Source organism: Marinobacter sp. 1-4A, from assembly GCF_016597725.1.
In the GTDB taxonomy this organism is placed as follows: Bacteria; Pseudomonadota; Gammaproteobacteria; order Pseudomonadales; family Oleiphilaceae; genus Marinobacter.
This window is the reverse complement of the sequence record NZ_VCGY01000002.1, coordinates 686,992-707,538: the sequence shown is the minus strand read 5'-3', so window position 1 is coordinate 707,538 and position 20,547 is coordinate 686,992. Positions and strand designations below refer to the sequence as shown.

Here is a 20,547-nt window from a genome sequence, read left to right as displayed (position 1 = left end):
TAAGCCAAAACAGCACCGTCAGGTACAGTGTAATAATTGATCAATCGGGAGTGGAAAATGCGCGCCTTTCGTCGTGATGCTAAGTACAGCGTACTTCGCTTTTTTGTGGCCTGCTGTGCTTCGGTGCTTGCAACTTTATCTGTAGCTGCAGAGCAGGTTCGCATTGACGAAGTCTCTGGTCAGGTACGGTTCCGCGCCAATGAAAGTGAAGTCTGGAAACAGGCAGAAGCAGGAATGTCTATTCATGCGCCAGTGGAGTTTCAAGCATTGGCAGGAGGATCTGGGTTACTGAGCCAATCCGGCTCTGAGTTCGAACTCAAAGCGGGTTCTCATATTACCCTGCAGTCAGATGATGCGTCATCTGGCGGACTGGTCTCCAAGATTAAACAGTGGTTCGGTACGGTGTTCTATCGTATCGAGCGTCAGCCGGATCAGTTCAGTGTTGAAACGCCGTTCATGGTTTCAACGGTAAAAGGTACTCGCTTCGTTATCGTGTCTACCAAGACCTCGTCTATTGTTACGTTGACAGAAGGTTCTCTGGAAGTGTTAGACATCGCCAGTGGCGAAACCTTGATGCTGGCACCTGGCGATGTGGCCGGTATTGGTGCAGAACAGACAGGAATTCAGTCTCACAAGCAAACAACGTCGAAGCCAGCTGCCCCTGTCGGTGCCGGAGCTGTCGGTTTTGAGCCAGCTATGGAGGCTGAGCAATCCAGCTTTGAGAGCCAGCTGGAAGGCATTACTGAGATAGCTTCTGAGCAGGCGCTGGTTGCTTCTAATGGCGAAGCAGGGGGTGATGCCGGTTCCGGCGGTGACCAAGGTAACGGGGGCACACCTGATGACCTTGGTGACGATGGATTAAGTGGGGGTCAAGGTGATGCTGCTTCCGGTGATAACGAAGGTAGCGGAGGCCCAGATGATGACCTTGGTGACGATGGATTAGGTGGCGATCAAGGTGATGCCGGTTCAGACGACGACCAAGGTGGCGGAGGTGCAGATGGTGGCCTTGGTGACGACGAGGATGTTGTTATTGGTCGTCCACCAGGACATGGAGGGACGCCACCAGGACATGGAGGAACGCCACCAGGACATGGAGGGACGCCACCAGGACATGGAGGAACGCCACCAGGACATGGAGGAACGCCACCAGGGCACGGAGGAACACCACCAGGACAAGCGTTTCCGCCTGGTCAATGGCTACCACCCGGCCAAGGATATCCGCCTGACGATGACGATGACGATGACGATGACGACTGATGAACATGCCTGCGGAGACAGGTAGCTTTGTTAGCTCTCGCCCGGCCAGTAAGGTGGTTTTATCTGCCTTGCTGGCCGCGGTCGTTTTCGCGTTGCTTTTGTGGCCAGGTTTGCTGGAACGCGCTGAAATGGGGCTTCGTGATCGGATTGTTGGCGTGCTGGTCGCTGAACAGCCCAGCAATCTCATGATTCTTGAGATTGATTCCGCAAGTATAGAAGCCGTTGGGCAGTGGCCTTGGCCCCGAAGCGTGTATGCGTCTGCTATCAATTCGCTCGGTGACGCTGGCATTCGTTCTTTGATGATTGATGTGGACTTCAGTGCCTCATCAAGCTTGGGGGGAGACTCAGAACTGGAAGATGCAATCCAGTCCATTTCCGAGGCCGTTCCTACATTTCTTCCGGTGTTTGTCCAGCGTCGTAGTCAGGAGGACTCAGCGCTCATGATACGGCACCCTCTACCCGCGTTGGCAGACAATGCCGAGTTGGTTTCTGTAAACATGTATCCGTCCGATGATGGTCTGGTGCGGTTTCTCTCCGTTGGTTTCCGGTGGCAGGACAGTTTTTATCGTGGAGCCTGGAGTGCGCTGGCGCAGAATGCCGATTCAGGCACTTGGGTTGATTACGCCATTTCCCCGAAGTCTTTTCGCTACGTTAGCTTTATTGATCTTCTTGAGGGCCGGGTGTCAAAGGACACTCTGCGTGGTTGGGACGTGATCATTGGATCGACTGCCGTAGAGCTAGGCGATAATTTGGCTGCGCCACTCTATCAGGTGCTGCCAGGTGTGGTCATTCAGGCACTAGGCGCCCAAACCCTAAGGAATGGTGGTTTATTTGCTGTCACCCCGCTGGCGGGGGGCATCATTTTTGCTTTGTTCTGGGTTGGCTCCATATTGGTATTTAGTCGTTTCAGTTGGCAGCGCGGCCTAAAGGCTCTTGGTGTGATCTCCATTGTCTGGATAGGTGTTTTTGCGCTTGTTCATGTAGAAGCCCACTTAATTCTGGATGTGTTTAAGCCCTTGTTCCTGACTGCGCTTGTTTATGTAGCGATCAACCTTGCTCGGCTCGATAGCGTTACTTTGGAGCGTCTCTGGCTGCAAATTAGCTTGAGAGACAAAGAAGCTCTACTCGACCGTATTGTTGCCACTACTAATGACTACATTCTGTGTGTGGATCGCAATGGGTTGATAACCAAATCTAATCAGGCGATCCGCACGCTTTGCGATATATCGGAAAGCGACATGCAAAACTCTTGTTTGAGCGACTTTGTGCCCGATGCCCGACACGGCCCGATGCTGTTGCCCGATACGCCCTTCGATACTTTTCTTGTTACTCGTTCAGGTAAGCGCATCCCTGCTCAGGCGACGGTAAGCCGAGTGGCTATGTCCAGTGATGCGATCTATACGGTAGTGCTTCGGGATTTGAGCGAGCGTGTAGCGCGGGAGCGTGATCTGGAATATCGGGCAACACACGATAGCCTGACCGGCCTGCTCAACCGATCTGCGTTGTTTGAAAGAGTTAATGAAACTTTGGTGCGAAACCAGCTAGGTTGTCTGTTTTGTATCGATATTGACTACTTTCGAGAAGTAAACGATACCTATGGCCACATCGCTGGTGATCAGCTGCTCAAGGCTGTGGCTCAGCGTATTGAAAACTATGTCGGCAATCTTGGGCATTGTGCACGTATTGGCGGTGATAGTTTTGCTCTTTGGCTGCCTGACCTGCGTTTTACAGCGGGCGGCGGTCAATTCTGTGAGCAACTTCTCGAGCAGCTCGAACTCCCTCTGATGTTGACGGTGACAGGTGATATCCCACTGCAGGTATCTGCAACTGCTGGTGCTGCAGAGCCCGATACGCGTGGCAACGTGCATGATCAGACAGCGGATAGGCCCGCAGCTACTCAGGCTGAAACTTTACTGCTGCAGGCAACGGATGCCATGCGGTTGGGGAAGCAGGAAAGGGTAGCTGTTCGGTGCTATAGCAAAAGTGATAACCAGGCAGCGTTGCGCAGACTTGAACTGGTGCCAGCTATTCGTACTCATATCGCGAATGACGCTTTTTACTTAGTTTATCAACCCAAACTTGACCTCAATACCCTGACTCCTGTTGGCTGCGAGGCGCTCCTGCGCTGGCCACAAAATGCAGGTGAAGTTGTCCCGGTAACCCAGCTTATTGAAGTTGCTGAAAGTTCTCGGCAAATTGCGCCGTTAACGCGCTGGGTGGTAGAGACTCTTCTGGCGCAGGAAGCTGAATGGGAGAAAAAAGGAAGGCCGCGCAACTTAGCTGTGAACTTATCGGCGCGCCTGTTTCAGGATCGCAACTTCATTGCAGGCCTCAAAGATTTGCTGAAATCAAGCAGTGGCTATTTCAACGTTGAGTGTGAAATAACCGAGACTGCTTTGTTGGGTAATGAGGAGTTGGCTCAGGCAATGATCAATGAATTAGTGGACAGTGGGGCGACTATCGCTATCGATGATTTCGGGACTGGTTATTCCTCGTTTGCGTATCTCCAGAGCCTCCGGGCTTCTGTTCTCAAGATCGACCGCTCCTTCGTTTCCAACCTTCAGGACTCTCCGGGTAATCAGGTTATCGTGCGCTCGACAATCAATTTGGCTCATGAGTTGGGTATGTCGGTGGTGGCCGAAGGCGTTGAGACCATCGGAGATGAACAGTTTCTGCGGGCTCATGGTTGTGATCTCGCACAGGGCTATCTGTACGCCCGCCCGCTTGCACTGCCTGATTATGACCGTTGGCTAGCTACTCGCAAAAGCAAGGTTTCCGTTGGCTAACGAACTACCTTCCCCTTTACCGAACCAACAACCCCTACCTGCGTTTCAGTTGCCCTTGATGACCTCATGCTGGAAGCGGCCGAGCACCGACATAATGATTAACGCCATTAAAGTCACCATGCCCGCTAGGGCAAAGATTCCCAGACCGCAGGCCACACCAATGGCGCCTGCCATCCAGATCGATGCCCCGGTGGTAATACCCTGAACGCTGCCACGGCTCTGGATAATGCTGCCGGCCCCGAGAAATCCGATCCCGCCGATAACACCTTCCACAATACGAGTAGGATCAATACGCGCTGAGGGATCGCCTTCTGCTGTAGCAAACAGAATGTGCATGCCCATGATGATAAAAGCAGAAGCGCCAAGCGACACAAGCATGTGAGAACGCAAGCCCGCAGCCTTACCCCTAAACTCTCTCTCCAGACCTAAAACAAGGGCTAGGCCAGCTGCCGCAAGAAGCCGGATGAACATATCCAGCACAGGAATTTCTGTATCGAACATGGCGTACCTCTCGTTTATTTGCCCAGCAGCTCACCAACGGGGCGCAGGTTTACAATGTGGTCGCATAAAGACTTTATAATCATGAGTATAGGTGTGGCTATGATTAGCCCTATCGGCCCCCAGAGCCAGCCCCAAAAAAGCAGGCCAATGAAGATCACCACGGCGTTGAGGCTAGATATCTGGCTGGTGAGCCAAGGTGTCAAAAGATAGCCCTGAATGCTGGTGATGGCCAATGAGGTGCCAGCCACGATAATGGTCATCTCCATTTCACCAAACTGGAGAAATGCTGCAATGCCGGTACCGACCAACACCAAAAACGGGCCGAGGTAGGGTATCGCACTGGCGATACCGGCAACCACGCCCCAAAGCATCGCCTGCTCCACGCCGAGGGCTAGAAATGCAATCCAGGTAACCAGCCCTACAAACAGGGCACCAAGCAGCATTACAAAAAGGAACCGCCGTACTTGGCGGTGAAAGTCGACCATAATCCGGGCAGCTTTACGCATGCGCCCGAACGACGGGCCTGAAAGCTTTACAATCTTGCGTTTATACAGCGACCCTACTGCCAGTATGAAATACACCAGAAGTAACACGGAAAAAAACTGCGAGATAAGTACCAGTGCCGCCGGCGAGCCTTTCAACACGTATTGCTGAATATCCATCGGTTTATCTACTATGCGCACCGGCGTCACGCCTTCGTGTGCTGGGTGCTTGTCACTTTGCCCCTGAGCCGCAGATTCCTCGATTTTTTTCGCCGCAGCTTGAGCCTTTTCCATGAGCCCTTGCTCTTGGTCAGGAGCTCTAGCTTCATTGCGCTGAAATTCGTTGATGGCGATAGGGATCTTGTCCAGCATGGCCATGGCTTCACGTTGCAGGGGGATGCTGGCTGCGGCAATCGCTCCAAGCAGTGTGATCATAACGACGGCAGCGCTCAGGGCTCTGGGGAGCCTCAGTCGGTCAAGTACCGATACCAGTGGGTCGAGGGCGTAGCTGATTAAAACCGCAACCATTAGAGGAAGGAGCACCGCCTGAGCCCAGTTGATAAAATAGATGGTGGCTATGCTGGCGAGAATAACCATCGATGTGCTGCGAACACTTACGGCTTCAATCAGCGCCTTCCGCTGTTTTTGACTATTGTGGTCTGTGTTGTCGGGGCGGAGCTCACTCCGTTCGTTGCTTACCATGGTTTCCACTGTGGTGGTTGTGAGGTTTATATCCTATCAATTGTAGACCGCGCTGGCAGCGAACGAGCAAAAACAACAGAGTTGTAATGACGCGCCAACTTCTATTACGAGGTGCCGGTCTCTACCCGAATGCTTTTCTTTTGCGTCGCGGCAACACCCGCTCCTATAATCCCCCATTACCGCGATGTGCTCGGCATCTCTTCCCGAGCTTTGCCATGCCAATAAAAAAAGGAAAACAACATGTTGAAAATCCGCTCTTTAATCGCTGTTGCCGCGGCGGCTTTGCTGCTCAGCTCTGCTGCGAACGCTCAATACAAAGATGAATACACAGTTTCTACGGTTCTGCCGTCGGCATTTCCTTGGGGGCAGGCTGCCGATAAATGGGTCGAGTTGGTGAAAGAGCGCTCTGAAGGGCGCATCAATATGAAGATTTACAGCAACTCCCAGCTGGTTTCCGGAGACCAAACCAAAGAGTTTTCTGCCATGCGCTCCGGGCTGATTGATATGGCCGTGGGTTCGACCATCAACTGGTCGCCTCAGGTGCCTGAGTTGAACCTGTTCTCCTTGCCATTCCTGATGCCGGATAATGCCGCGATTGATGCAATTACTCAGGGTGACGCTGGCAAGGCAGTGTTCAAAGCGATTGAAAAGCGCGGTGTAACGCCGTTGGCTTGGGGCGAAAATGGCTTTCGTGAGCTGTCCAACTCCAAGTTGGCTATCAGCGAGCCAGCGGATCTTGAGGGCTTGAAAATTCGGGTTGTAGGCTCGCCTTTGTTTCAAGACACCTTCTCCGAGCTGGGCGCTAACCCAACGCAGATGAGCTGGGCAGACGCCAAGCCAGCACTGACCACCGGCGCGGTTGATGGTCAGGAAAATCCGCTTTCGGTTTTTGACGTAGCGCGTATTGATCAGGTTGGACAGGAGCACCTCACACTGTGGCACTACATGGCCGACCCCTTGGTGTTTGCGGTAAGCAACCGTGTTTGGGGCCAGTTCAATGCGGAAGATCAGGCGCTTCTGAAGCAGGCGGCAATCGACGCTGGCAAATGGGAAATTGAAAAATCCCGTGCCGAGCTTGCGGACACGCTACAGGCCATCAAAGATCGCGGTGTGACCGTAACGGAGCTCACTCAGGCACAGCACGACGCGTTCGTAAAGGCGACTCGTCCGGTTTATGAAAAGTGGGCGCCGCGCATTGGTGAAGACCTGGTGAAACAGGCCCAGTCTGCTGTCGCTAATCGTAAGCAGTAATGTCCGCGCGACCCCCGAAGTTTCGGCCGGAAGCCTGGTTGGCATCGTTGGCGCTGATCGCAATTTGTGTGATCAGCTTGGGCAACGTGATTGTCCGCTATACCACCGATGCCTCCTTTGCGTTCACTGAGGAGTTCTCGGTGTTTCTTCTGGTATTGCTTACGTTTGCTGGCGCCGCGGTGGCTGCTCGTAATAATCAGCACATACGGATTGAGCTGATTGAGCATTACTTGCCGCCCGCTGCCTTGAAGGTATTGTTTGTGGTGCAGTGGCTGGTGGGTGTGTCGGTGATGGGGGTCACAACTTGGTATGGCGCTATTTTTGCGATGCAAGAATACGACTGGGAGTCCCTATCACCCGGGTTGGGGTTACCCAACTGGATTTATGTAATTTGGTTACCGCTGATGTCGGCTGCCATTATTTTCCGGATGACCCAGAACTTCATCGACCGCATGCGTGGCAAGAAAGACGCGGAGGTCATCCATGAATCCTGACTTGTTGATGATTGGCAGCTTTCTGGTGGCCTTAGTGTTGGGTGTTCCCGTCGCCATCGCGCTGGGGTTTGGTGGGTTGGTGGGAATCGTCGCTGGCTTGTCACCCGACATGCTCGCCACGTTTGGCACCAACACCTACAACAGTGTGTCTAAGTACCCGCTGATTGCGATACCTCTGTTTATTTTGACGGGGCTTATTTTTGAACGGGCCGGGGTGGCGGCCAGTTTGGTGCGCTTTGCCCAGTCTATTATCGGCCCGCGCCATGGTAGTTTGACGGTAGTTGCAGTTCTCGTGTGCCTCATCATGGGAGGAATGAGCGGCTCGGGGCCTGCAGATGCTGCCGCCGTGGCTATGGTGATGCTGCCCAGTATGCGCAAGGCGGGCTACCCGCAACCCTTTTCCGCCGCGCTGATTGCGGCTTCATCCTCTACCGCCATACTGATTCCCCCATCGATTGCGTTGATTCTCTATTCTATTGTGGTGCCGGGTGTGGATTTACGGGCGCTGTTTGCTGCCGGCTTGTTTCCGGGCATTCTTGCCGGGTTGTCGCTTCTGGTACCGGCGCTGTACCTCGCCCGTAAGTTTGGTTGGGAGAACCCCGAAACCTCGGAGCGCCCGCCGTTTTGGCCCAGTTTCAAGGCGGCATTGCCCGCCTTATTTGCACCGGTCATCATTCTAGGCGGTTTGCGCTCCGGGCTATTCACCCCCACTGAAGCCGCAGTGGTCGCCGTGGCTTACGGTGTCCTTGTAGGCTGCGTGGTTTACCGCAACCTGAGTTTGCGCAGCTTGTTTGATCTGATGACCGACGCGGCGGTTACATCCGGTGTGGTTATGTTGATCATTGCACTGGCGGGCATTTTCGCCTGGGCGGGAACAACATTGGGCACCTTCCAGCACTTGGCGGATGGGTTGTTGTCTCTGTCCGACAACGGTTGGGTATTGTTGGGCTTGGTCATGGTGCTGGTGTTGATTGCTGGCATGTTGCTGGATGCGGTGTCGATTTACCTGATTCTCATCCCCATCGTATTGCCGTTGATGAACCATTTTGGCTGGAACCCCGTGTGGTTCGGTATTTTGCTGGCAATGAACATCGCCATTGGGCAATTTACCCCACCCGTAGCGGTTAACCTGATGGTTACAACACGTATTGCGAATATTCGGCTGGAACATACCATTGGCTGGGCGTTGGTCTTTATTGCCGCTATGAGTGTCAGCTTGCTTATGGTGATGCTGATGCCCGGGATTGCCCTTTGGCTTCCGGAGCAGCTTGGTTATGTTGTTGGCCCCTGGTAGAGGCGCAATAACAAGGTAACGATAGAGGATAGGTAGGTTCTATCGCTATCTTAAAGATAATCAATTTTACTAAAGCTGGCCCATTGCTTAGTATTAAGACCGTAGATTCATCAACACGCAAACGAACCAACAGGAGTCATACTCATGGGCGTGATCAACAGCGAAATCAAACCATTTAACGCAACCGCCTTCAAACAGGGCGAGTTTGTAGAAATTTCCGAAGCCGATGTTAAAGGCAAGTGGGCGATCTTTTTCTTCTACCCAGCAGACTTCACCTTTGTTTGCCCAACAGAATTGGGCGACGTAGCAGACCATTACGAAGAGCTGCAGAAGATGGGCGTTGAAGTGTTTTCCGTGTCTACTGACACCCACTTCACCCACAAAGCATGGCACGACAGCTCCGAGACCATCGGAAAGATCAACTACTTCATGGTTGGTGACCAGAACGGCAGTATCACCAACAACTTCGGTGTAATGCGCGAAGGTCAGGGCCTTGCAGACCGCGCTACCTTCCTGATCGATCCTGATGGAATCATTCAGGCAATGGAAATCACTGCAGAAGGTATTGGCCGCGATGCGTCTGAGCTGATGCGCAAAGTGAAAGCTGCCCAGTACGTGCGCAACCACCCAGGTGAAGTGTGCCCGGCTAAGTGGAAGGAAGGCGAAGCGACATTGGCTCCGTCACTGGATCTTGTTGGCAAGATCTAAGCTTTCCACAAGACAGAAAGTAGACAGTACAGGTTCTCTACGAGCTTGTTACTAATACAAAACCCCGGGCTATCCGGGGTTTTGTGTGTTTGCGGCTTACGAATAGGGTTCAGGGCTCGACTGTATCGACACCGTATCGGGATCCGCGAGCCTTCAGTCGATAGAATTCCTCAATCACGCCCGCCATGGCATCCGGGCAATAGGGTCGGAGTCCGCCCAGAACAAGGCGCTTGGACACTTCACCCACAGCTTGGCCATTGGAGTTGAGCCGGTATTCCAGAGTGACATTACCGCGTTTGCCACTGTCTTCCAGCTCAGCTTTGTGCAGTTCCAGCTCAGGTGATGACGCATCCAGATTATCCAAAGTCAGGCTCATGCTCTCGTACATCACCATGGGCCGATCGGGATTGAACATCACGCCCTTTGATTCCATCAGTGGTATCAAGGTGTGCGGGAAGTTCTTGCCGGAAGCTGCCACATAACAACGGGTAAACTCTTCAATGACTTTTTCATCCCGAGTTATATCGCCGCTGCGTGTGACTTCCAGATACACCTTGTCGTTCTGGTCGCAAACCTGAATGGACTCTTCTCCGTTTTCGCGGAACTCCAGAGGAACACCGTTTCCAAGCAGAGCGCGGAACTGGAAGGTCATGTGCCGGGAAAGGCCGAAGCGCGAGACCACTACGGCAAAAAGCAGGTCTCCGGGAACGCAGAAGCGGCGGGCATCGGGATCGTGAATCGGGTTGAAATCTCCGGCCACTTCCTTGGCAAATTGGCTGGCTTGAGGGGCGGAAATATATACGCGTCCGTCTTGAATTGAATAAAAACGGTCTAGAAACATTTGCTACCTATCCTGAATGCAAAAGGGTGACGACACTGCGCCTTGTAACATGGTACCGAGGTCTGGCGTGTATGGGTATGCGCTATTTGTACATTCACAGGATCAGGTGTTTTTTTTGGGTGCCTTTTTAATGATGCGATTGCCATATATTCAATAGCATTCAGCTATCAATCTGTTCGCATCAATTAATTTGAGCATTTAATTGTGAGTGCGTATCTTTAAGACATATCCCAAACAAAGATTGCCTGAGGCGTGAGTTCAGTCACTCAAGCGATCGCTTTACGAATCCACAAAGGAGAATCCGTACATGTTGGATGCCAATATCAAGCAGCAACTGAAAGCCTACATGGAAAAACTGCAGCAGCCGATTGAGCTGGTGGCAGCCTACGACGATGGCGCTAAGTCTCAAGAGTTGCGAGAGCTTCTCGAAGAGATCGAGCCAATGTCTGAGAAGATCAGTTTGCGCACAGAAGAGTCGAATGATGTGCGTCGTCCTTCCTTCGCCATTAATCGCGTGGGCAGCGACATGGGTGTTCGCTTTGCGGGCATCCCTATGGGCCACGAGTTTACTTCGCTGGTTTTGGCATTGTTGCAGGTGGGAGGTCATCCATCCAAGGCGTCTCAGGATGTCATTGAGCAGATTCAGCAGTTGGATGGTGAGTTCGAGTTCGAAACCTACTTTTCGCTGTCGTGTCAGAACTGTCCGGATGTGGTGCAGGCTCTGAACCTGATGAGCGTGCTGAATCCGAATATTCGCCACACGTCTATTGACGGTGCCCTGTTTCAGGATGAAGTGGAAAAGCGCGAGGTTATGTCTGTGCCCAGTGTTTACCTGAATGGTGAGCCTTGGGGGCAGGGGCGTATGACTCTGGAAGAGATCGTTTCCAAGCTGGATACCAAATCTGACGAGAAAGAAGCCGAGAAGATTAACCAGAAAGACACCTTTGAAGTGCTGGTGATTGGTGGTGGCCCGGCTGGCGCAGCTGCTTCTATCTATGCCGCTCGTAAGGGGATATCCACCGGCATTGCTGCAGAGCGTTTTGGTGGTCAGGTTGCGGATACCATGAGTATCGAGAACCTGATTTCTGTGCCTTACACCGAAGGCCCGAAGCTGGTGGCGGCCATGGAGCAGCACGTTAAAGAATATGACGTGGATATCATGAACATGCAGTTGGCCGAGAAGCTGATTCCGGCGTCGAAGCCCGGCATGCCCCATGAGATACGTCTTGCTAATGGCGCGTCACTCAAAGCACGCACCCTCGTACTCTCTACCGGTGCTCGCTGGCGCCCGCTGGGTGTTCCCGGTGAGGCGGAATACCGCAATAAAGGCGTTGCTTATTGTCCGCACTGTGACGGCCCGCTGTTCAAGGGCAAGCATGTTGCAGTGATAGGTGGCGGTAACTCCGGTGTGGAAGCGGCGATTGATCTTGCCGGTATTGTGCGCCATGTAACGCTGATTGAGTTTGGCGCCGAAATGCGCGCAGACGATGTATTGCAGAAAAAACTGCGCAGCCTGAACAACGTAGACATTATTACCTCTGGCCAGACTACCGAAGTGGTTGGTGAGAATGGCAGGGTGAGTGGCCTGAAATACACAGATCGCAACACGGGTGAAAACCATCACCTAGCGCTGGAAGGTGTGTTCGTACAGATTGGTTTGGTGCCGAATACTGAATGGCTCAAAGGTGATATTGAGCTGAGCCAGCACGGTGAAATCATCATCAACGATCGCAACGAAACCTCTATTCCGGGTGTGTTTGCGGCTGGTGACGCTACCACTGTGCCCTTCAAACAGATTGTGATTTCTATGGGCGAAGGCTCGAAAGCCGCACTGAGTGCGTTTGATTTCTTGATTCGTAATTCTGTGGAATAAAGCAAATTGGAATAGAGAGTTGGCAAGACAAACATGAGCCGGGGCGAATGCTCCGGCCGTGTTTTGGATATGCTGAAGAGTATTGAAAACGGCATTCGTCAGGCAGGCGAGTGCCGTTTTGCGTTTCAGCTCCCGGAAATATCCGTCTCCAGACTGCCTTCAACCGATTCGGGAACGCCGCTTTCTGGGAACAGGTGCCCGTAAGCGGCTTTTATTCCCGATAAAATAAAATCATGGGGAACGTCGTCGAAAACACCATGATCGTTCACATACTCCATGTGCGCTTTGCCGGATTCCGTGTATTCCTGAAACACCGAGTCGTTCACCCCGTCAAACTCCAGCGGCTCCACCTTCATCAACTCACAAAGCTGTTTGTTGAATGCAGGGGTGGCTTTTACCCAACGGCCGTTTAGGTGCAATTCGATAAACCCATGCATGCGGAAGATATCTGAGCGCAGCCACTCAATCAGCTTGGGGCTTGATAGATGGTTGCGTACATCCGCAAGGCCGAGTCGGCTCGGTATACCGATAGATCTCGCAGCAGCACCGAGTAATACCGCTTTTGGAATGCAGTAGCTTTCACCGGTTTTTAGTGCGTAGCTGGCGCTAAAGGTCTCGGGTTCGGGGCGGAAAACGTAGGGGTTGTAGCTCACGCTGTCCCGAACGGCCAAATAGAGGGCCTTGGCCTGCTCTACCGGGTCGTCGGGTACACCCTCAAGCTGTGATGCAATCCAAGCTTTTAGCTCGGACTGGTTGTAGTCGAAAAAAGCGGTGGGCTGGAGGTAGTGTTCCATAACTGGGCATCCGGTTTGGGCATCGAGCTTCGATCATCGCTAATTAGCAAGCTACAGGCAATAGCGATAACTATCAGGGTGACTGCCAAAATGGATCAGAGTTCCCGGCAGGGTCGCTTATAGGCTCCGAGCCAACTCATAGGCACACATGTTGACTGCTGAGGCCAAATTTAGAGATTCAATCTCGCCTTTGCCCACGATGGTGTAGGGAGTTGCCCCCAACTGATCCAACGCTTCGGCTGGCACGCCTCGGGCTTCGTTGCCGAACAGATAGCAATCGTGCTGTTGGAACGACTCGGCGGTCAGCCTGTCGCCGTTTAGATCGAGGCAGGCAATAGATTTGTAGCGGCTATTTAAGCCAGCTAGAGGTACTTCGGTCTCAATCGGTACGTGGAAGATTGCGCCCATGCTGGCGCGCACCACTTTCGGATTGTAAGGGTCAACACTACCGGGGCTCAGCAGGCAGCGGAAGCCGCCAAACCATGCCAGTGTGCGCAGAATGGTTCCGAGGTTACCCGGGTCTTGAACTTCGTGCAGGTAAACGGCTTTTTCGCCGGGCTCTGGTGCAAGCACGCTCTCGCTGTTTGGCATGGGCACTACGGCGAGAATGCCCTGAGGCGTGCGGGTGTCGGCGAGCTGGGACATCTGGCGCTCGCTTACTTGGTGGGTTTTGAATGGGCTGGCCCACTGTTCATATTCGCCCGTTACATACAACTCGGACGCGTTAAGTTCAGGTTTGTGGGCCGCCGCTTTCTGCAACTCTAAAACCAGATGCTCGCCCTCAATCACATAATGGTTCAGTGCCTGCCGGTATTTTTTTTGCTGTAGCTTTTTGATGTCATCCAGCTTCACGAATGAGCCCCGCTGTTATTTTCCAGATCGTCCAGCATGGCTAGTGCCAGCGCCTCAGCAACTTTTATACCGTCCACTCCAGCAGAAAGAATGCCGCCAGCATAGCCCGCACCTTCACCGGCAGGGTAAAGGCCGCGAGTGTTTAGGCTTTGCAGGCTGGTGCGATCTCTGGTGATGCGCACAGGTGAAGATGTTCGGGTTTCAATGCCGGTCAAAATGGCGTCTTTTCGGTCAAAACCCCGGATCTGCTTGCCAAAAGCCGGTAGGGCTTCACGGATGGCTTCGATGGCGTATGGCGGCAGTGATGGCGCTAAATCACCTAACTTGATACCGGGCTTGTAGGAGGGCTCCACTTCGCCCAGTTGGGTAGACGCTTTGCGTTTGATGAAGTCCCCCACCAGCTGGGCAGGAGCGCAATAATCACTACCGCCGAGTGTGTACGCCCGGGATTCCAGCGCCTCTTGAAATTCCACCCCGGCCAGAGGGCCACCGGGGAAGTCTTCTTCTGGGTGAATAGCCACAACAATACCGGCATTGGCGTTGCGTTCGTTGCGGGAGTATTGGCTCATGCCGTTGGTAACAACTCGTTCAGGCTCAGAGGTTGCCGCCACCACTGTGCCGCCCGGGCACATACAGAAACTGTAGACTGCCCGACCGTTGCTGGCGTGATACACCAGCTTGTAGTCTGCTGCCCCTAAGGCCGGATGACCGGCGTATTTGCCTAAACGTGCATTGTCGATCAGCGATTGCGGGTGCTCGATGCGAAAGCCGATGGCAAAGGGCTTGGCTTCAATAAATACGTCGTTCCGTTGGAGCATGCGGAAGGTGTCGCGCGCGCTGTGCCCAAGCGCCAGAATCACATATCGGCTGTCTAATCGCTCGCCGGAGGCCAGTTCGACCCCGGCAACACGACCATCTTGAACGTCCAGATTGGTGACTTTGCTTTCAAAGCGGATTTCGCCCCCAAGGCGGATGATCTCTTCACGCATGGTAGCCACCACGCCAGTAAGCCGGAAGGTGCCTATGTGGGGCTTGCTTACGTACAGAATTTCATCGGGTGCTCCGGCCCGGATAAACTCATGCATTACCTTGCGGCCATAGAACTTCGGGTCTTTTATCTGGCTGTACAGCTTTCCGTCGGAGAATAGGCCCGCGCCGCCTTCGCCGAACTGTACGTTCGATTCTGGCGATAGCTGCTTTTTCCGCCACAGGGCCCAGGTGTCTTTGGTGCGGCGGCGTACGTCTGTGCCGCGCTCCAGCACAATGGGCCGGAATCCCATCTGGGCTAGAATCAGAGCGGCGAAAAGGCCGCAGGGGCCGAATCCGATCACAATCGGGCGTTCGGTTAGGCCAGCGGGTGCCTTAGCAACTGGGTAATAGGCGGTATCGGGTGCTTGCCGGATGTGCTGGTCTTTTTCAAAACGCGCGAGAATGGCGTCTTCATTGCGCGCGTTCAGATCAACAATGTAAACGAACTTGATCTCAGTGTTTTTTTTACGGGCGTCGTAGCTGCGCTTGAATACGGTGAAATCCACCAGATCGGCGTCAATGATGCCCAAGCGTTCGAGTATTGCGGCCCTTAGGGCGCTTTCGGGGTGATCCAGCGGCAGCGCCAGTTCGGTAAGGCGGATCATAATAGGTCCTGCGCGGTCTTTAGCCGCCAATGGCGGTTCTGATGCCGAGTATAAGAAATCGGAAAATAATGCGGCAATTGTACGTGCGGTTCGTGCGGTTGTCAGGGTTTTGCCGGGAGTGCCCGCGACACGTACAATGAACGCTTGAGTAACCCCTTTTCGACACACCTTTTAAAGAACTCCTATGGCACGTTCCAAAAGCAGTGGCCGCTGGCTTGATGAGCACGTAAACGATCCCTTCGTGAAACAGGCGCAGGTCGATGGCTATCGTTCCCGGGCCAGTTACAAGCTTCTTGAAATCAACAAAAAAGACAGGTTAATTCATCCCAACATGGTGGTGATGGATCTCGGCTCGGCGCCGGGAGGCTGGTCGCAGGTGGCGGTCAATCTGGTGGGCCACAAGGGCAGGGTGTTGGCGTCAGACATATTGCCAATGGATGCCATTGCCGGTGTGGAGTTTGTGCAAGGAGACTTTACAGAAGACTCGGTATTCGATGCCATTATGGAAGCGCTCGGCGATAGCCGTGTGGATGTTGTGATTTCTGACATGGCTCCGAATATCAGTGGTGTCACTGTAGCTGATCAGGCCTCGTCGATGTACTTGGTGGAACTTGCTTTGGATATGGCTGGACAGGTGCTCAAACCCAAGGGCAGCTTTGTGGCCAAGGTGTTTCAAGGCGAAGGCTACGATGAGTATTTGAAAGCCGCTAGAGAGGTATTCGATAAGGTGGTGGTGCGTAAGCCAGATTCTTCCCGCGCCCGCTCCCGGGAAGTTTATGTTGTAGGCAAGGGTTTCAAAGGCTGAATTTGCCAACCGTGTAAGCAAAAAAGGGGCACCTGAAGTTTCAGGGCCCCGCAAAAGAAAAACGGTTTTTGCTTACAGGCTTGCTTGAAGCACCCGACGGCATACATCGGGCGTGACGTCGCCGTGCTCACCAAGCGCTGTCATACCGTGGCTTTCGAGGCTTTTGATCAATGGCTCGATGTGCTCTTCGCCAAGGCCGTAGTCGCCAAGGCGCGTTTTAACACCGAGTGACTCGAAGAAGTCTTGAGTTTTGGCAATCGCGGCCTCGGCTTTTTCCTCAGTGCTTCCCTCACGAATACCCCACACCCGCTCGCCGTACTGAACCAATTTGTCCAGTTTGGATGCTTTGCGCTCACGTAACATCGATGGCAACACAATGGCCAACGTCTGGGCGTGGTCCAGATTGTGCAGGGCGGTCAGCTCATGCCCCAGCATGTGTGTGGCCCAATCTTGAGGCACACCGCTACCAATAAGGCCATTCAAGGCCAATGTTGCTGTCCACATTAGGCTGGCTCTAACCTGATAGTTCTCGGGCTCCGCGATGGCTTGTTCACCGATTTCGGTCAGTGTTAGCAATAGGCCTTCTGCAAAACGATCTTGGATCGGCGCCTGAGCTGGGTAGGTTAGATACTGCTCCACCACATGAACGAAGGCATCTACAACGCCATTGCCTACCTGACGCAACGGCAGGGTATAGGTTTTTGTGGGATCAAGTATTGAGAACTGTGGGAACACAAAGTCACTTTGGAACGGTAACTTCGCCTTCAGCGCCCGGCGAGTGACGACACCACCTTTGTTCATCTCAGAGCCTGTGGCAGGAAGAGTCAGCACCGAGCCAAAGGGTAGGGCGCTTTTAATATTACGGCCGCCTTCGAGTAGGATATCCCATTCGTCACCCTCGAAAACGGCGGCTGCCGCTACAAACTTTGTGCCATCGATGACTGACCCGCCACCTACAGCTAGCAGGAAATCTATATTCTGTTCGCGAACCTGTGCAACTGCTTTGGTCAACGTTTCGAAGCTTGGGTTCGGCTCGATACCTCCAAACTCGGTTACTTGACGGTCGCCAAGTGCTTGGGTGACTTCACCCAAAGTGCCGGTGCGGCGAGCGCTTTGCCCACCAAACAGAACCAGTACCTTGGCATCTTTAGGGGCAAGTTTGTCTAGCTCGGCAATTTTGCCTTCACCGAAGGCGATGCGAGTTGGGTTGTAAAAGTTAAAGTTATTCATTTGGAATCCTTAATGTTGATTCTTAAAATATAAAATAGACCGGTCGACTAGTGTTTTGGCGAAAAAAACAGTCACAACAGTCCGCGTGAGATAAACCTTGATTTAATTTATGAGCAGTTTTTGAGTGCAGGCCATGGCATGCGCCATGTGTTGGTCGTCTCGATGAAGCTTGGTCAGCAGGCTTGCGCCAAGCCAAAGCTGATAAAGACTTGCCGCCAGTTGTCGGGCGTTTTGGTCAGGTATAGAACCTTCAGCAATGGCGGCTTCGACGCATCGGGTAATCCCGTCGATAATCCGGTCAGTGCCGTCTTTCAATGTCAGACGCATGGCCTCTGATAAATCGGCGACTTCAGCGCTCAGCTTCACCACTAAACAGTCCCTCAAACCTACAGGGCCGCAGTATTGTTGTTGCCAGTCTTGCCAGTACCTCATGAGTCGATCTAGCGCCGACTCGCTGCTATCACTGAAACGAGTTTCCAGATTGTCCATGTAATCGACAAAGTAAGCCTCCAGTACCGCTTGGCCAAAGCTCTCTTTCGACCGGAAGTAGTGGTAGAAGGAGCCTTTAGGCACACCTGCTTGCTGGAGAATAGCGCTCAGGCCAACCGAGCTGAAGCCCTGCGCCGCGAGAATATCGCGACCAGTCGTCAGTAGGTGTTGGCAGGTGTCTTTATGTCGATTCATGGCGCCATAGTAAAGTTGATTAGACCGGTCGTCTAGAGTTTTTTTGTTTCTCGGACTCAAAGCCCTGCATTACGTTCACCACGTTCACTCCAATGGCGTCCACATCGTAACCGCCTTCCATTGTGAATACGGTAGGCAGCCCGAGTTGGGCAATACGTTCGCCCAGTGAGACATAGTCTTTTGATTTCAGCTTAAAGAATGAAATCGGATCCTCCTCGAAAGTATCCACACCCAGCGCAATTATCAGTGCACTTGGTTGGAAATCTGCAATGCGTTTACAGGCGGTTTCCAATCCTTTGCTCCACTCACTGTAGGGCGTTCCGGGGGGATAAATCATGTTGAGATTATAGCCTTTTCCCTCGCCATCCCCGGTTTCATCTTCAAAGCCCAGAAAGTGTGGAAACACCAAGTCCGGGTCTCCGTGCAGGCTGATGGTCAGAACATCACTACGATCGTAGAAAATGGCCTGTGTGCCATTGCCATGGTGAAAATCCACATCCAGAACGGCAACACGCTCGTAGCCTTGGTCTCGAAACGCCTGCGCAGCAATGGCGGCGTTGTTGAAAAAGCAGTAGCCCCCGAAGAGATCAGCGTGTGCGTGATGGCCGGGTGGGCGACACAGCGCAAACGCAGCACCTTCGCCGTTTGCCACCAACTTTTGTGCCGTTAGAGCGACGTTGGCAGAGGCACAGGCTGCTTCCCAGGTGCCCTTAGAAATGGAGGTTTCGGCGGCGAAGCTAAAGTAACCGAGGCGGCCATCAATGTCTTTGGGCATACGGGGTCGCATACCCCGGCCACACCACACAGCTGGAATAGCCTCCCCCGGTTTACCTTCAGCCACCCAGTCTGCCCAGCAGTGTTCCAGAAACTCTACGTAATCGGCTGCATGCACCCGCTTTACAGGGTCCAAACCAAACTCTTCTGGTTCAATCACCTCGCCCAGAGTTTGTGACCTCACTCTGGCCAGAATGGTCTCCGCACGGGATGGCTTTTCATGGGGTTCGATCAGGATTCCGCCATCCAGCTCGGTTTTAGCGGAGCGTAGGCTGTGCAAAGGTGAGAAAACAGTTTTCATAGGGTGCTGTCCGGATCAGTTTGGTGTTCGACTTTGCCATAGCTTTTGCGGTGGCTCAAACTAAGCTAAGGTGTTTTGGTGGCGTATTTTGGTCTATTGTCAGAGCGTACAAATATGCTGAGAATTACCTCATTCACTATTGGATAAAAGGTTTCTTTTATGGCGAACGAGAGTTATCACGAACCTGTTGGCGAATTGACTGATGAAACCCGCGAGATGCACCGGGCCGTAAGCTCCCTAATGGAAGAGTTTGAAGCGGTAGATTGGTACAACCAGCGGATGGACGCTTGCAAGGATCCGGAACTAAAAGCAATTCTTGAGCACAACCGCGATGAGGAAAAGGAACACGCCGCCATGGTGCTGGAGTGGATACGCAGAAGAGATCCGGTGATGGACAAGCACCTACGTGAATTTCTGTTTACCGAAGGCCCGATTGGCCACCACGACTGAACGGGCGTAGTCGCTATGTTGTACCCCTTGTCGACGCTTGCGCTGGCACCGGTGCTTATCGGCCAGGGGCGCTATGTACGCCGGGTAACGCCGAGCTTGCAGGAGCCTGAAGGGGACCGTCAGGGTAGCCTTGGCGAAGGACCGGAACTTCGCCTGCTTATTCTCGGGGACTCGGCTGCCGCCGGGGTGGGCGTGACTACTCAGCAGGATGCGCTGGCGGGCCAGTTGGTTCGCGAGCTTGCCAGCGATCACCGCGTTATTTGGCGCTTGTTGGCAGAGACTGGCCACAAAGCGGCCGATGTTCTGGCCGCGCTCAATGCGTCGCCTCATAACCATTATGACGTTGTGCTGGTTTCTGTTGGTGTTAACGATGTGACTGGCCGCACTGGTAACAGGCAGTGGCTTACTGCACTCAATGAGCTGTCGGACCGATTAATTAATGGCATGAGCGCCACCCGCGTTATTTTTACCGCTATTCCTCCGATGCATCTTTTTCCAGCCTTGCCGCAGCCTTTACGCTGGTATCTGGGTATACGGGCCAAACAGCTGAACACGTTGATGGAGAACCTCTGTAATAACTGGAACTCTGGGGTGGGCAGCCTTGAGTATCTTTGCATTTCCTTTCCTTTAGAGCCCGGTTTCATGGCTTCGGACGGCTTTCATCCAGGATCGGATGCCTACGGAATGTGGGCCGAGCACGCTGCAGCCAGTATTCGCAAGCTGGCCTAATATCAGGGGTTTTAGACCCCACCTGCCAACCACTATCGGTACCCGGTTGCGCTATCGTGATTCTCAATGTGTTAACTGAATAACGACAGCGAAATCGAGAGGCCG

At 53.2% G+C, this 20,547-nt stretch carries 19 protein-coding genes; 10 read left to right on the top strand and 9 right to left on the bottom strand.

Going from position 1 to position 20,547, the window contains the following annotated elements:
- The first annotated feature begins 57 nt into the window (after positions 1 to 57).
- Together FE845_RS18795 and FE845_RS06930 are read left to right on the top strand one after the other, a co-directional pair.
- Positions 58 to 1,257 (top strand): FecR domain-containing protein, encoded by a 1,200-nt coding sequence (locus FE845_RS18795; RefSeq protein WP_200362720.1) that lies wholly within the window; start codon positions 58 to 60, stop codon positions 1,255 to 1,257.
- Between the two features lie 5 nt (positions 1,258 to 1,262).
- Positions 1,263 to 4,043 (top strand): EAL domain-containing protein, encoded by a 2,781-nt coding sequence (locus tag FE845_RS06930; protein ID WP_200362718.1) that lies wholly within the window; start codon positions 1,263 to 1,265, stop codon positions 4,041 to 4,043.
- A 45-nt stretch (positions 4,044 to 4,088) separates the two neighbouring features.
- On the opposite strand, the gene FE845_RS06925 is transcribed toward FE845_RS06930, so the two are convergent.
- On the bottom strand, positions 4,089 to 4,544 hold the full coding sequence (locus tag FE845_RS06925) for an MgtC/SapB family protein (RefSeq protein WP_200362716.1): 456 nt from the start codon (positions 4,542 to 4,544) through the stop codon (positions 4,089 to 4,091).
- Positions 4,545 to 4,558: 14 nt separating this feature from the next.
- The gene (locus FE845_RS06920; protein WP_200362714.1) at positions 4,559 to 5,728 is read right to left on the bottom strand and encodes an AI-2E family transporter; all 1,170 of its coding nucleotides are present in this window, start codon (positions 5,726 to 5,728) and stop codon (positions 4,559 to 4,561) included.
- A gap of 240 nt (positions 5,729 to 5,968) precedes the next feature.
- Between FE845_RS06920 and FE845_RS06915 the strand changes: the two genes are divergently transcribed.
- The 4 genes from FE845_RS06915 (at position 5,969) to ahpC (ending at position 9,475) form a co-directional block, all read left to right on the top strand.
- Positions 5,969 to 6,979: a DctP family TRAP transporter solute-binding subunit gene (locus tag FE845_RS06915; protein ID WP_200362712.1), complete on the top strand. Its 1,011-nt coding sequence runs from the start codon at positions 5,969 to 5,971 to the stop codon at positions 6,977 to 6,979.
- A complete protein-coding gene (locus tag FE845_RS06910; protein ID WP_200362709.1) occupies positions 6,979 to 7,473 on the top strand; it encodes a TRAP transporter small permease in 495 nt (164 codons plus the stop codon). The genes FE845_RS06915 and FE845_RS06910 overlap by 1 nt, the downstream gene beginning before the upstream one ends.
- Positions 7,463 to 8,767 carry a TRAP transporter large permease gene (locus tag FE845_RS06905; RefSeq protein WP_200362707.1) on the top strand — a complete coding sequence of 435 codons (1,305 nt, stop codon included), beginning with the start codon at positions 7,463 to 7,465 and terminating at the stop codon, positions 8,765 to 8,767. The genes FE845_RS06910 and FE845_RS06905 overlap by 11 nt, the downstream gene beginning before the upstream one ends.
- 144 nt (positions 8,768 to 8,911) lie before the next feature.
- Positions 8,912 to 9,475: an alkyl hydroperoxide reductase subunit C gene (ahpC, locus tag FE845_RS06900; protein WP_200362705.1), complete on the top strand. Its 564-nt coding sequence runs from the start codon at positions 8,912 to 8,914 to the stop codon at positions 9,473 to 9,475.
- 109 nt (positions 9,476 to 9,584) lie between these two features.
- On the opposite strand, the gene FE845_RS06895 is transcribed toward ahpC, so the two are convergent.
- Positions 9,585 to 10,316, bottom strand: coding sequence for a DUF3581 domain-containing protein (locus tag FE845_RS06895; RefSeq protein ID WP_200362703.1), 732 nt, complete (start codon positions 10,314 to 10,316; stop codon positions 9,585 to 9,587).
- A 307-nt stretch (positions 10,317 to 10,623) separates the two neighbouring features.
- Between FE845_RS06895 and ahpF the strand changes: the two genes are divergently transcribed.
- Positions 10,624 to 12,189, top strand: a complete 1,566-nt coding sequence (gene ahpF, locus FE845_RS06890; RefSeq protein ID WP_200362701.1) for an alkyl hydroperoxide reductase subunit F — start codon at positions 10,624 to 10,626, stop codon at positions 12,187 to 12,189.
- A 125-nt stretch (positions 12,190 to 12,314) separates the two neighbouring features.
- On the opposite strand, the gene FE845_RS06885 is transcribed toward ahpF, so the two are convergent.
- The 3 genes from FE845_RS06885 to FE845_RS06875 form a co-directional block, all read right to left on the bottom strand.
- A complete protein-coding gene (locus FE845_RS06885; RefSeq protein WP_200362699.1) occupies positions 12,315 to 12,983 on the bottom strand; it encodes a transglutaminase-like domain-containing protein in 669 nt (222 codons plus the stop codon).
- Between the two features lie 117 nt (positions 12,984 to 13,100).
- Complete coding sequence (locus FE845_RS06880) at positions 13,101 to 13,835, bottom strand: TrmH family RNA methyltransferase (RefSeq protein ID WP_200362697.1); 735 nt, start codon at positions 13,833 to 13,835, stop codon at positions 13,101 to 13,103.
- Entirely contained in the window at positions 13,832 to 15,469 is a 1,638-nt protein-coding gene (locus tag FE845_RS06875) for an NAD(P)/FAD-dependent oxidoreductase (RefSeq protein ID WP_200362695.1), read from the bottom strand. Before FE845_RS06875 ends, FE845_RS06880 begins: the two co-directional genes overlap by 4 nt.
- A 184-nt stretch (positions 15,470 to 15,653) precedes the next feature.
- On the opposite strand from FE845_RS06875, the gene rlmE reads away from it, so the two are divergent.
- On the top strand, positions 15,654 to 16,274 hold the full coding sequence (gene rlmE / locus FE845_RS06870) for a 23S rRNA (uridine(2552)-2'-O)-methyltransferase RlmE (protein ID WP_200362692.1): 621 nt from the start codon (positions 15,654 to 15,656) through the stop codon (positions 16,272 to 16,274).
- A 72-nt stretch (positions 16,275 to 16,346) separates the two neighbouring features.
- Here the strand turns inward: rlmE and FE845_RS06865 are convergent, their stop codons facing one another.
- From FE845_RS06865 to FE845_RS06855, 3 genes are all read right to left on the bottom strand, one after another.
- Positions 16,347 to 17,504 carry an iron-containing alcohol dehydrogenase gene (locus FE845_RS06865; RefSeq protein WP_200362689.1) on the bottom strand — a complete coding sequence of 386 codons (1,158 nt, stop codon included), beginning with the start codon at positions 17,502 to 17,504 and terminating at the stop codon, positions 16,347 to 16,349.
- 102 nt (positions 17,505 to 17,606) lie between these two features.
- Entirely contained in the window at positions 17,607 to 18,188 is a 582-nt protein-coding gene (locus tag FE845_RS06860) for a TetR/AcrR family transcriptional regulator (protein WP_200362687.1), read from the bottom strand.
- 19 nt (positions 18,189 to 18,207) lie between these two features.
- Positions 18,208 to 19,263, bottom strand: coding sequence for a histone deacetylase family protein (locus FE845_RS06855; RefSeq protein ID WP_200362685.1), 1,056 nt, complete (start codon positions 19,261 to 19,263; stop codon positions 18,208 to 18,210).
- Between the two features lie 159 nt (positions 19,264 to 19,422).
- Here FE845_RS06855 and FE845_RS06850 point away from each other — a divergent pair, with 159 nt between their 5' ends.
- Together FE845_RS06850 and FE845_RS06845 are read left to right on the top strand one after the other, a co-directional pair.
- Positions 19,423 to 19,713, top strand: coding sequence for an encapsulin-associated ferritin-like protein (locus FE845_RS06850; RefSeq protein WP_200362683.1), 291 nt, complete (start codon positions 19,423 to 19,425; stop codon positions 19,711 to 19,713).
- A 15-nt stretch (positions 19,714 to 19,728) separates the two neighbouring features.
- Complete coding sequence (locus FE845_RS06845) at positions 19,729 to 20,442, top strand: SGNH/GDSL hydrolase family protein (RefSeq protein ID WP_200362681.1); 714 nt, start codon at positions 19,729 to 19,731, stop codon at positions 20,440 to 20,442.
- The last annotated feature ends 105 nt before the right edge of the window (positions 20,443 to 20,547 follow it).